Annotated in this window: 9 protein-coding genes; 8 read left to right on the forward strand and 1 reads right to left on the reverse strand. The window is 48.1% G+C overall.

Going from position 1 to position 12,437, the window contains the following annotated elements; genetic code table 11:
• Nucleotides 1-273: 273 nt before the first annotated feature.
• From dsrO to DN599_RS06110, 3 genes are read left to right on the forward strand one after another with little or no spacing between them, the layout of a single operon-like run.
• Nucleotides 274-1,047, forward strand: coding sequence for a sulfate reduction electron transfer complex DsrMKJOP subunit DsrO (dsrO, locus tag DN599_RS06100; protein WP_110456706.1), 774 nt, complete (start codon nt 274-276; stop codon nt 1,045-1,047).
• Entirely contained in the window at nt 1,044-2,144 is a 1,101-nt protein-coding gene (gene nrfD, locus DN599_RS06105) for an NrfD/PsrC family molybdoenzyme membrane anchor subunit (protein ID WP_110456707.1), read from the forward strand. The genes dsrO and nrfD overlap by 4 nt, the downstream gene beginning before the upstream one ends.
• Nucleotides 2,145-2,167: 23 nt before the next feature.
• Nucleotides 2,168-5,260 carry a tetrathionate reductase subunit A gene (locus DN599_RS06110; protein ID WP_110456708.1) on the forward strand — a complete coding sequence of 1,031 codons (3,093 nt, stop codon included), beginning with the start codon at nt 2,168-2,170 and terminating at the stop codon, nt 5,258-5,260.
• 448 nt (nt 5,261-5,708) lie between these two features.
• On the opposite strand, the gene DN599_RS06115 is transcribed toward DN599_RS06110, so the two are convergent.
• Nucleotides 5,709-7,280: a methyl-accepting chemotaxis protein gene (locus DN599_RS06115; protein ID WP_110456709.1), complete on the reverse strand. Its 1,572-nt coding sequence runs from the start codon at nt 7,278-7,280 to the stop codon at nt 5,709-5,711.
• A 370-nt stretch (nt 7,281-7,650) separates the two neighbouring features.
• Between DN599_RS06115 and dinG the strand changes: the two genes are divergently transcribed.
• The 5 genes from dinG to DN599_RS06140 all read left to right on the forward strand — a co-directional run bounded on the left by dinG (nt 7,651) and on the right by DN599_RS06140 (nt 12,386).
• Nucleotides 7,651-9,723 carry an ATP-dependent DNA helicase DinG gene (gene dinG / locus DN599_RS06120; RefSeq protein ID WP_110456710.1) on the forward strand — a complete coding sequence of 691 codons (2,073 nt, stop codon included), beginning with the start codon at nt 7,651-7,653 and terminating at the stop codon, nt 9,721-9,723.
• A gap of 8 nt (nt 9,724-9,731) precedes the next feature.
• A complete protein-coding gene (locus DN599_RS06125; RefSeq protein ID WP_110456711.1) occupies nt 9,732-10,505 on the forward strand; it encodes a sulfite exporter TauE/SafE family protein in 774 nt (257 codons plus the stop codon).
• Nucleotides 10,502-11,164 (forward strand): primosomal replication protein, encoded by a 663-nt coding sequence (locus tag DN599_RS06130; RefSeq protein ID WP_110456814.1) that lies wholly within the window; start codon nt 10,502-10,504, stop codon nt 11,162-11,164. The genes DN599_RS06125 and DN599_RS06130 overlap by 4 nt, the downstream gene beginning before the upstream one ends.
• A gap of 9 nt (nt 11,165-11,173) precedes the next feature.
• A complete protein-coding gene (locus DN599_RS06135) occupies nt 11,174-11,854 on the forward strand; it encodes a DUF2057 domain-containing protein (RefSeq protein WP_110456712.1) in 681 nt (226 codons plus the stop codon).
• Nucleotides 11,855-12,113: 259 nt separating this feature from the next.
• The gene (locus DN599_RS06140) at nt 12,114-12,386 is read left to right on the forward strand and encodes a late competence development ComFB family protein (protein ID WP_110456713.1); all 273 of its coding nucleotides are present in this window, start codon (nt 12,114-12,116) and stop codon (nt 12,384-12,386) included.
• Nucleotides 12,387-12,437 lie beyond the last annotated feature (51 nt).

A 12,437-nucleotide genomic window follows, 5' to 3' on the forward strand; every position in this document is an offset into this window, starting at 1 on the left:
CCATGCTGTTTTAAGCCATGTTGGACTTAGCCGTAATGCATTATTAAATAGCGCTCTTTGACATCGAAATATCAAGCATGGACTCAAGGCCTCATTCTCCTGTTTACGTATCATATCTTCTTAATTATTAGAGGTATATCACCCTATGTCGGTCATATAACTTGTTCTAGATCAATATTGATCTGGGTATGTGGAAATCCACAATACCGCCACTGATGTGAATAACGAACAATGGCCGCAGTACATTTTATCACCCACCCAAGTAGGCGTTATATGGATACTGATAAACGACATTTTCTTAATCGCATAGCGGGTATTACTGCCGGTGCGGCGCTCATTCCCGTAGCAGGAGTCAATACTGCGGTTGCCAGTACGGTTATTCGCAACAACCAACAAGCCGATCGTAAAGGTCACATAGGTAAACGCTATGCCATGGCGATCGATCTGCGTCAATGCGTAGGATGCCAAGCCTGCACCGTCGGCTGCAGCATAGAAAATCAGGCACCAATTGGTCAGTTCAGAACCACGGTTAAACAGTACGAAGTCAAGCTAGACGGTAAAGAACAACCCCAGCAGGTGAAGGCATTTATGTTACCGCGTTTGTGTAACCATTGCGATAACCCGCCTTGTGTCAAGGTCTGCCCAGTGCAAGCTACCTTTCAACGTGAAGATGGCATCGTCATGGTCGATAACGAGCGCTGCGTTGCCTGCGCCTATTGCGTCCAGGCCTGCCCTTATGATGCCCGCTTTATCAATCACGACACCTTAACTGCCGATAAATGCACCTTCTGCGCCCATCGATTAGAAGAGGGCTTACTCCCAGCCTGCGTCGAAACCTGTGTGGGCGGTGCTCGCGTGATTGGCGATATCAACGACCCTAATAGTGTGATCAGCCAATTACTGACCGCAAACAAAGACGATATCAAGGTACTTAAACCTGAAAACAATACTCATCCACACGTGTTTTACATCGGCATGGATGAGCGCTTCGTCAGCCATGTCGACGGTCAAGCCGCCCTCTACGAACCTGTGGGAGAACAATCATGAACATCACCGAAATCTTGATTCCAGCACAAGAAGTGGCCTGGCTTCCCTGGGCAGTGCAATACTTTTTCTATATTGGCGCCTCTTACGCCGCGGCAATCTTGTTTCTCGTTGCCTTGGTTTTTAGCCGTCAAACCACCCACCATTTTCGTGTGGCACTCGCGCTCACCATGGCCATCGGCGCCATTGTTGGCCCGCTGGCACTCACGGGCGATCTACATCAACCGGGCCGCGCTTGGCATTTCTATTTTCATGTCACGCCATGGTCTTGGATGTCATTAGGCTCGTTTTTCTTACCGCTATTTTCTGGGCTAAGCGTGCTGACCGCCTGGCTTTATTTGCGCCGCGATATTGCCGCGTGGCAGTTTAGCGAGTCCCCCTTGCTGCGCAAGGTAGCGCTGTTAACCTTGGGGCAATGGCAAAGTACTCCCAAGCAGTTACTGATGGCCGCCAGCCTTACCGCGCTATCAGGGTTGAGTATTGCCATCTATACTGGCGCCGAAATTTCAGTCATCGCCAGTCGCCCTTTATGGCATCAACCCGCTTCAGCGCTACTGTGGTTTACCAGCGCATTTGTTGGCGCCATCGGCTTTACCCTACTCACATGGACACTGCTGCCTAACGCGACAAAACCGGCGTTAAGCTGCGCCGATCGCAACATCATCCAACGCACTAGCGTTATTGCTGCAACCTTGGCATTAGTGTTAGTGCCGATTTGGGCCTCAAACAACCCCAGCTTTTCACTGTTCGCCGATCCCGTTTGGCTCATCAATCTTACGCTGATGGCCGCGTCCTTATTGGTGTGTATTGGTTTAGCGCTGCTGTTCGGCGTCCTTGCCACGCGCGAATTCGGAGTCATTGCCATGTTAGTTTGCAGCCTACTGTGTGCGTGGATCATACGTTGGGTGACTATTTTGGAAGTACAAACCATTGCTCGCTTCGATGTGGGAGATTTTGCCTATCAATTACCCGCTGGTAGCGCCGGCTGGCTTGGGATCATTGGCATATTCGGCCTATGGCTGGCACTGGCACTTATCGCCTCAGAGCTTATCAATACTAAAGCTACTGCGGCTCGCCAACCTCAAGCTCCGCAGCAATAACCAACATATTTAAGGATTTTAAAATGGATAATAAACGTCGTCTGCTACTAAAATCAGGTTTTGCTGTTGGTGGATTAGGTGCATTTTCAGCTGGTTACAGTGACACCATTCATCATGCAGTCAAAGGAACCTTAGAGGGCACTGCGGGTAAAAAGACTCAGCACATTCACCACGGCAACTCGTTAGCGCCAGAATATCACCTCAATGCGAATGGCAAACTACTGCCTAATCCAGATCAAAGAGTCGCGCCGTCTATGTGTTTTGGCTGTTGGTCGTTATGTGGCCTGCGAGTACGTATCGATAATCGTACCGATGATATATTGCGCATTGCTGGTAACCCATACCACCCACTATCGCACCATGAGCAAATCCCTTACGCGACCCCTGTTAAAGAGGCTTATCGTTCTTTAATGGGCGAAGCTGGGCTCGCGGGACGCTCCACCGCCTGCGCCCGCGGCAATGGCATGTTAGAGATACGCAACAGCCCTTATCGTATCACCCAACCGCTTAAACGTGTGGGTAAACGCGGCGAAGGCAAGTGGCAACCCATTAGCTATGAGCAGTTGCTCAACGAAGTGATAGAAGGCGGCGATCTGTTTGGTGAAGGCCAAGTAACTGGGCTGCGTGAAATACGCGACATTCACACCCCGCTGGATCCCCAAAACCCCGAATATGGCCCCAAAGCCAACCAGCTATTAGTCACCAATGCGGGAAACGAAGGCCGTGATGATATTTTAAAACGCTTTGCCTTCAACAGTTACGGCACGCGTAACTTTGGTCACCATGGTTCCTATTGTGGCTATGCGTTTCGTGCAGGCTCGGGCGCCATGATGAATGATTTAAATAAATTCGCTCATCTAAAACCCGATTTAGACCACGCCGAATACGTGCTATTTATTGGTATGTCACCGGCGCAAGCGGGCAACCCGTTTAAACGCCAAGCAAGGCAATTGGCCGAAGGACGCACTAGCGGTCGGCTCAAATACACCATCATCGCCCCGAGTTTACCAGCAGGCTCATCGAGCTTAGCCGCCGGTGATAACAACAATTGGCAGCCCATCAACTCAGGTACAGACTCTGCTTTAGTGCTGGGCATGATCCAATGGATCATCGCTAATCACGCTTACAACCAATCCTTTTTGGCCCAGCCTAGCGCCGCAGCTATGGCAAAAGCCAATACTGCCCATTGGTGTAATGCCACACACTTGGTGATAAGTGACGAGAGTCATGCCGATAATGGCCGCTTCCTGCGCGCCTCCGATATTGGCCTGAGCTACAGCGGTGAGCCGTTATCTGACAGCGACCCTTTTGTGGTGGTCAATGCGGCCTCAGAGCAACTGAACGTCAATACCCAAGACGATGCGGCGCAGCTGTTTGTCGATAGGCAAGTCATTAGCCATGGCAAAAATATCCGCGTAAAATCATCATTGCAACGCTTAAAAGAGGAAGCCTTTAAGCATGACTTGGCGTTTTATAGCCAGCAGTGTGGCATCGCGGTAGCACAAATCGAAGCCTTAGCGCGCGAGTTCACCAGCCACGGCACCAAAGCGGTAGTCGATACCCATGGCGGCAATATGCACACGAATGGCTTTTATAACTCTTTTACTATTTTAATGCTTAACGCGCTGATTGGTAACATCAATATGAAAGGTGGCGCCATGGCTAAAGCCGGTGGTTACCCCACATCGGCCGCAGGCCCACGTTACGATTTCACCCAATTTAACGGCAAGACTAAGCCTAAAGGGATTTTCTTATCTCGCAGTAAATTCCCCTACCAAAAAACCAGCGAATATAAACGCCGCGTCGCCGCTGGAGAGTCACCATACCCTACTCGCGCGCCTTGGTATCCGATTTCAGCCCCACTGCTCACCGAGCACTTATCGGCGGCTATCGATGGTTACCCTTATAAAGCCAAAGCCTGGATTAACCACATGGCCAACCCGCTTTATGGGGTACCCGGGCTAAATACCCTGCTGGGCGATAAGCTGAAAGATCCACAGCAATTAGGCCTGATTATCTCTATTGATGCTTTTATCAATGAGACTACTGCGCTGTCTGATTATATTGTGCCCGACACTGTCACCTATGAAAGCTGGGGCATGTCTACCCCTTGGCACGGCGTGCCGACCAAAGCGGTCACCGCACGCTGGCCCATTGTTGAACCGCGCACCGACAAAACTGCCGATGGCCGAGCGATTAATCTTGAAAACTTCGTTATCGATGTGGCTAAACGGATGGAACTAGGCGGCTTTGGCGACAATGCGATACCAGACAACCAAGGCAACTGGCATGGGATCCACAGCGCTGAAGATTTCTACCTGCGGGCGGCGGCAAACCTTGCCTATGTTAAAGGCGGCGTTCCGAGCGTCGAAGCAGAAGACATTGCTTGGTCAGGGCTTGAGCGCCTCATGCCGGCGATGACTCGTACCTTAACAGGTGAAGAGATGCGAAAAGTGGGCTACATCTTTGCCCGTGGCGGTCGTTTTGAAGACGCCAGCCAAGCTTACCAGCAAGAGAGAATGAAGCATCGCTGGGCCAAGCCACTGGCCATTTGGAATGAAACCGTCGGTACATCAATCAACACCATGACCGGCGAGCGCTACCTAGGTTGCCCTACTTGGTCACCGCAGCGTTTGGCTGACGGCACGCCATTTGAGCAACAATACCCTAAAACACAGTGGCCGTTTAGCTTGACCAACTTCAAGTCAAACATCCACAGCTCGGTGTCTAATTTATCACCACGCCTCGCCTCTATTAAAGGGATTAACCCTGTGTATATTCACCCCGTTGACGCTAACAATGCGGGGATAAGCACTGGCGATCACTTTATGATTGAAACCCCAAGCGCTAAAACCCAAGCCTTAGCAATGGTCGTTGAGGGGATAATGCCCGGGACTTTAGGGTTTGAGCATGGGTTTGGCCATACCGAGCTAGGTGAGCGGGCTCATTGGATTGGTGACAAACAGCAGCCCGTTAAAATGAAATCCAGCGATGGGGTCAATATTAACGACATCGGCCTTATCGACCCTACCCGCAAAGGCCAAGGCGTGATGCTCGACTGGGTGGTTGGCGCCGCGGTTCGCCAAGCCTTACCCGCTAAGATTTATAAGGTGTAAACACATCGCGCGATTGCCCCTAATCAACGCCGTCATGATTAACATGATGGCGTTTTTTTATGCCTTTTACTGACTCGATTTAGTCGATGCTAAGCCTGTTGCAGCCTAACACCTAGGCATTAGCCATTAGTCATTAGGCGAGTAGCATTAATCTAGTGGGCTCAGTCTCATGGAATTAACCTTGTAGAATTAACCATCTGGCATTATCCATCCCACATTGAGCGCGTTAAGTAGAAGCATGCCGATAACAGATACACCTCACTTGGTTATTTGATTGCTTGGCTGTTTGGTTGCGGTCGCTATAGACATAAAAACGCCGCTATATCAGCGGCGTATGTTCATACTCATTTAGCTTTCTGCTGACGGCCTCAATCCACAATGCCTGCCATTTAGGGGGCTTAGTTTAAGAGACGTGGCGATGATGAGCGATTGTGCTTAAGCAATCGCGTTATCGCTTTTGAAATTGCTGCATTAAACGTTGTAAATCGCCTAACTGACTCACCAAGTCAGAACCACGTTTCACCGAGTGATCGCATCGCTCAATATTGGCTAATGACAACTGCTGAATGGAGATGATGTTGACATTAATGTCTTCAGTCACACTCGCTTGCTGATGCACCGCAGCGGCAATTTGTTGGCTAGCACTGGCTACTTCGCCCAGCATACTATTGGCATGTTTAAGCACATCACCAGTACGTACGGCATTGTCTCGGCACACATCTGATAAATGACTGCCTCTTTGTGTCGCCGTCACCGCTTGGCCTGCGGTATGTTGTAGGTGAGTTATCATGCTGTGAATTTCCTCGGTGGAAGCTTGGGTTTTTGAGGCTAACGCTCTCACCTCATCGGCCACCACCGCAAATCCGCGGCCACTTTCCCCCGCTCGAGCCGCTTCTATCGCGGCATTTAGGGCCAGCAGGTTAGTCTGATCGGCTATGGTACCAATCACTTCGAGGATCTTTTCAATCTCTTGGCTGCTCACCGACAGATCATTAATAATGGTTTTGGCACGCTCCAATTCTGAGTGCAGCTCAGCCACTGAATCTATCGTGGTTTGCACATTATCGAGACCGTCGTCAGCAAGCTGATTCACTTGCTCTACCAGTTGTGATGCCGCCATCGCATTATCTGCCACATCTCGAATAGAACTAGACATTTCAGTTACCGCGGTGGCCACCGAGTCAGTCCCTGCACCTTGGTTATCTAAATTGTCCTTAATCTCTTCTTGATTGACTAACTCTTGCTCGGCGCTAACGTGAATTCCCTCGGCAGTTTCGCAAGCCCTGGCAACAATCGCACGCACCTCAGCTTTACGCTTTTGCAGCGCCAGTTCAATCATAGAATATTCATCATAGCGCCCAGTATACACCAGTTCCATCAACGGATTATCATATGCTTGTGTCGCCAGCGTTGCCACCTGCCCTAAACGTCGTTGATGGAAAAATTCATTGAGTAAAAGCCCGGCCATCGCCAGTATCGACACTGTCCCACTTAAGTGCACCGATGCCCCGCTCATCATAGCTATGGTGCTAGCGAGCGTAGTTAACGCAGCCAGATAACGTGCCCAACGATAACTAAAACGCGGCCTTGATAACTTAGACGGCATCCCTTTTTGGCTCATTTCACTGTAGAGCGTCTCTGCACGTTTAACCCATTCTCGATTAGGTTTTGTACGCACAGACTGGTATTCAATAATCTTACCCTTAGCATCTGTGATGGGGGTGATAAACGCAGAGACCCAATAAAAACCACCCTCTTTACGGGCGTTCTTCACAAGCCCCATCCAGCTGCGGCCAGATTGAACCGTGTGCCATAACTGTTTAAAAGCCGACTTTGGCATATCGGCATGACGCACTATATTATGTGGTTTACCAATTAATTCATCAGCTTGATAGCCGGCAACATCACAAAAACCGGCATTAGCATAAGTGACGTTGCTAGCGGGGTCTGTGGTTGAAATGAGATTAGCATCGAGATCAAACTCGACTTCATGTTCTGCGTTAGTATGTTTACTGACCATATTAAGGTGACTTATTCCCGAGCTGATGTTGGCTTGTTTGCCTTGCAGTGCATTATGACTGACAGACCCAATACGTAAAAGAGTGCGCTGCCGATCACAGTTGTTAGTCTTACAAATGTTAACAATGTAAAAGCAGAAACTATGTTATCAATTTCGCAACTTAAACAAATGATTTACAGAGTGCAGCATGAGCTTGCTCACTAAAATTTCATTTGTGCTACCAAGCGCACAACGAACAAAACATCAAAATCCTGAAGCACAAGCAGATAACCGCTTATGCTTATATCGACTGATTAAGCGCTGAATCATATTCCGCTGATACTGTTTTACTGTTATTATGTACAGCTGTATTTCTCTGCTATGTGCCTTCATGTTATCTGCCAATGTCAAAACTCAGATCCGCACCATCTATAAAGATATTGCGGCCGCCTTGCCCAACTTTCGCTCCCGGCGTGAGCAAAACTACATTGTGGCAGAAATCTCAAAAACATTAGCAGGTGAATATGACAAACATAGGCGCATCATTGTCGTCGAAGCCGGCACGGGGATTGGTAAGTCATTGGCTTATATTCTCGGTACCATTCCACTTGCCTTAGCGAACAAGAAAAAAGTCTGTATTGCCACCGCAACGGTGGCGCTGCAAGAGCAGTTACTCAATAAAGATTTGCCCTTCTTTTTACAGCAATCTGGACTCGACTTTACCTTTGGCCTAGTCAAAGGGCGTCAACGCTACGTCTGCTTAGCCAAACTCGAAATGCTCATTGGCAGCGATGACGGCACGCAGATGGCCATGTGGCAAACTAAACCCGATAACAGCCAAATAGCCTTGTTACAAAGCTTGTTAAAAGATTTCCATGAAGGCCGTTGGAATGGTGAGCGCGATACCCTGACGCAACAACTGCCCGATCACCTTTGGAGCCAAATCGCCTGCGACAAGCACAGCTGTCATCGGCAACTGGCCAGTCATCGCCACTGCCCGTTTCATAAGGCGCGTGAAGATATTGATACCTGGGATGTATTAATCGCTAACCACAGTCTGCTTTTTGCCGACCTCGAGCTAGGTGGCGGGGTGATTTTGCCCGATCCAGAAGATCTCTATTATGTGATTGACGAAGCACATCATCTCCCGATCGTCGCCAGAGATTTCTCCAGCGCGCAGGCGACACTTAGGGGCGCGGTCGATTGGTTAGAAAAGATAGGCAAAACCAGTGCTAAGCTGCAAAATCAGCTGAAGAGTAACCATATTATTGCCCCTGCTCAGGCGATGTTAGACCATATTAACGAATTAACTGGCTTGCTCAACGCCGTGGCGCAGTATTGCGATGGCCAAGGTGTGGCATTTGATAACCCTGAAAACCGCATCCGTTTTGAGCATGGCAAGCTGCCGCAACCTTTGGTTATTCAAGCGGAAAACTTAGCGAGCGCCTCTAATAACGCCCTCAAACAATTTAATAAAATGCTAACCCTGCTCAACGAAGCCATAAAAGATGGTGAACTGCCCAAGCATCAGGCTGAGCAACTGCTGAGCGAAACCGGCTTTATGCTGCAGCGCTTAGAAAACCTGCAAAAATTGTGGAAGATGATGGCCAAGACCGACAGTCCTAAAGGGGCGCCTATGGCCAGATGGATAGAGCAACTTCCGGGAAAACAACACGACTACTTGTGTAACGTCTCACCAATTGAAGTGGGCTTCATGCTCGAATCCTTATTATGGGAGAAAGCCGCTGGTGTGGTGCTGTGTAGCGCCACATTACGAGCACTGAACAATTTTAATCATTTTACCCATCAAGTGGGCCTGTCGATAAATGATGGCAGTCGTTATCTAGCCATGGATAGCCCATTTGATTTTGAGCAAAATGCGACCTTATACCTGCCAAAAATGCGCACTGAACCTACGGACGACCATTATACCGATGAGCTTGCCGAGCAGATATTGACCCTTATCGAAGGTGAAACCGCCACCTTAGTGCTGTTTGCCTCATACTGGCAGATGGAAAAAGTGGCCGATATTGTCCGCCCCAAGATTGACAGCCCACTATTGATCCAAGGGGAAGACTCGCGTCAACAACTGCTGACACAACATAAACAGCGCTGTGATGCTGGCGAGGTAAGTATTATTTTCGGCACGGGCAGCTTCTCTGAAGGGCTCGATCTACCTGGGGATTATCTTACCAATTTAATTATCACCAAATTACCCTTTGCAGTGCCAACCTCTCCGGTTGAGCAAGCCCATGCAGAATATATCAAGATAAAGGGCGGTAATCCGTTCTTACAACTGACCATACCCGACGCATCGCGTAAATTGATCCAAAGTTGTGGTAGATTACTGCGTAAGGAAGAGGATTATGGCCGTATCACTATCTTAGATCGGCGTTTAGTGACTAAACGCTACGGTAAGTCACTGCTTGATGCCTTACCGCCGTTTCGCCAAGTGATAGAGTAGGAACCACATTGGAGTTACTTTTAGACCCCAGCGTTTGGGTTATTTTAGCCGCCACAGGTTTTATTGCCGGCTTTATTGACGCTGTCGCCGGCGGCGGTGGCTTACTGTCGATCCCGGCGTTATTAACCATAGGCGTACCGCCACACGCGGCGCTCGGTACCAATAAATTGGCCGCCAGCTTTGGCTCATCCATGGCGGCATTTACCTATTACCGTAAACACTTTTTTGAACCACGCTTTTGGTACCATGCTTCAATAGCCACCTTTATTGGGGCTGTTATTGGCACCTTCGTAGTGTATCTAATTGATAATCAATGGCTCGAAAAATTACTGCCACTTATAATCATCATCATTGCCATCTACACCTTGCTAAAACCCAGCGTAATGGGAGCTAACACCCACTTACCTCCAACTCGCGCGCCATCGGCCTTTAAGCAATGGCGCCAAGGGATACCACTGGGATTTTATGATGGTTTTGCAGGGCCTGCTGTTGGAGCATTTTGGACAATCAGCAGTATTTCACAATACCAATTACCAGTACTCAACAGTTGTGGATTAGCCCGCGCCATGACCTTTATCAGTAACCTAACCTCTTTAATGGTCTTTTTAGCCTTGGGACAAGTCAATATTGTTATCGGTTTATCCATGGGCTTATGCATGATGTTAGGCTCGTTTGTTGGCGCTCGCACCGCAATCAAATTTGGCGTACCATTTATCCGTCCGCTATTTATCACCGTGGTTATTTTGATTGCCGTCAATTTGGCGTGGAGTGCATGGGCATGAACACCTCAGAACTAATTCATCGTTTACGAGTCCAACTTAAGCAATTAGAGCAAGAAGTACTGCAACATGACAGTCAACTGGCAAAAGGACAACGTAAGCTACTACACGATACCGAGCGTTTTAACCATGGCTTATTTAATCAATCTGGTGCCCAGCTTGCCCCTTGTATCAGTCAAATCAGCAATAAAATTACGCAGCTCGAAAAACTACTCAAGGGAAATATCTCGACATCGACCGTAGCGCTAAGCTGTGAAGGTATTCAAGATAGATTTACCGCATTGCGCCGGGCACTGAATACCACCACACTTGATGTGAAATCGGCCGAGCAACAAAGAGTATCGCGTATTGCTAATGCTAAGCAACGACGGCAACAATCCCACGCCGATAGCGGTTTTAGTTGGATTGCCTCTGGCGTAATGCATAATAGCCACCAGCTGTATGATGAATTAAACAAACATTTGAACTGGGTTCAAACATTTGAGCAAAAAATTGCAGATTTACAATCAAAACTTGAAAACTGTCATAGTGCTGACAAAATTGCACTGCAAAATGAGATACTTTTAGTCCATCGTCGCTTAGGTAAGTGTCGACAAGCTATTAGTTATATAGAAGATCGCATTCAGGCGTTTGAACGCCCGTATAGAAGTCATAATCGTTAAGGAGTAACAATGAAATCAGTAATGCCAATCGCTTTAATCGCTTTGCTTGGTAGCTCATCGGCAATGGCCGCCAACCTCACCATTCCCATGGCATTTGAATACTTAGCCCTTAATGGTCAAAAAGTAGAAAGCAGCTTGTTTAATCATAAGGCCGATTTAAGCCTAGATAACGGTACACATAAAATCGCTATCCGTTATCACGATATGGTGCAAGATGACTTCAGTGACAGCGAGAGCTTTATCAAATCATCTCCCTTTATCGTTACCCTTAAAGTTGATGGAGACTATCAATACCAGCTACAGCCTGCCGAAGGTGAAATTATTAAACGCCCGAAAGAGTTTGCTAAATCCCCAGAGGTCATTGTCACTCGAACAGGTGGTGGGCAAGTCAGTTATCAGGTGGAACAAACTGATATAACTGAGTCTTCATTCATCGGTAGACTCTTTGGTAATGACAGCGGACAAGATGTTGAAGCCGCAGCAGCCGTTGCAACGGGCAGCGCTGTGGCTGCCAGCTCCGTCCCCGCAAAACCTATTAGCGCAATCGAAGCCGCGACATTACCTGCAACAGCAACACCCAGCAACAAGAGCGAAGCTGAACATGCTCAACAAATGTTGCAATACTGGTGGTTACACGCCGATGAAAAAACACGCAAAGAGTTTATGGGCTGGGCTATCAAACAGTTGTGATTAAGTTGTAAGTACCACAAGCTGAGTCACGCTGGCAATATGTTGGCGTGACGCCCCATTTAGCCCCCAATTTCGCCTCGAACAATATACCGCCTCACACCTTTCTCGCGTTTACACTTAATAACATTGTCAGTATTACCCTACTTTGCATCACGTACCTGACTATCACGCAACGCTAAATAGTTATTGCGGCTAAGCCAATATGATTGCAAACTAGACAAACGATATAAGCCAAGCCCCTCATCGTGGAGATAGATGCATGCAACTAGAAATTCGAAATTATTATGAAGTATTGTTACTCGAGATGCTGTCTGATGAAGGGTTAATTGATGAACTCCCCGAAGACTATCTCGCCGATTTATGCTGTGTGACGCTCAATCAGCTGCCCGTACGCTATATTCGTCATCTCGTCGATACCTATTTTTTTGAAGATTATGACGAACTCAAGCAGATGAAAACGGAGATCCAATCCGCCTTAGAGAAATCTCGCGCTTTTTTAAAAACCAAGCTTCCTAAACAGGAAAACCTATAAATAGAACCAACGCTTTCAATTAATAGTTTCACGTTACCCAGGATTTCAAAT

The organism is Shewanella algidipiscicola, assembly GCF_900380485.1.
Classification (GTDB): domain Bacteria; phylum Pseudomonadota; class Gammaproteobacteria; order Enterobacterales; family Shewanellaceae; genus Shewanella; species Shewanella algidipiscicola.

Bases quoted from the DNA above. Each gene is read 5' to 3' on its own strand.
- DN599_RS06130 (WP_110456814.1), top strand. From the start codon at position 10,502: ATGAACACCTCAGAACTAATTCATCGTTTACGAGTCCAACTTAAGCAA.
- DN599_RS06110 (WP_110456708.1), top strand. From the start codon at position 2,168: ATGGATAATAAACGTCGTCTGCTACTAAAATCAGGTTTTGCTGTTGGT.
- DN599_RS06135 (WP_110456712.1), top strand. From the start codon at position 11,174: ATGAAATCAGTAATGCCAATCGCTTTAATCGCTTTGCTTGGTAGCTCA.
- dsrO (WP_110456706.1), top strand. From the start codon at position 274: ATGGATACTGATAAACGACATTTTCTTAATCGCATAGCGGGTATTACT.
- DN599_RS06140 (WP_110456713.1), top strand. From the start codon at position 12,114: ATGCAACTAGAAATTCGAAATTATTATGAAGTATTGTTACTCGAGATG.
- DN599_RS06115 (WP_110456709.1), bottom strand. From the start codon at position 7,280: ATGGTCAGTAAACATACTAACGCAGAACATGAAGTCGAGTTTGATCTC.
- dinG (WP_110456710.1), top strand. From the start codon at position 7,651: ATGTTATCTGCCAATGTCAAAACTCAGATCCGCACCATCTATAAAGAT.
- nrfD (WP_110456707.1), top strand. From the start codon at position 1,044: ATGAACATCACCGAAATCTTGATTCCAGCACAAGAAGTGGCCTGGCTT.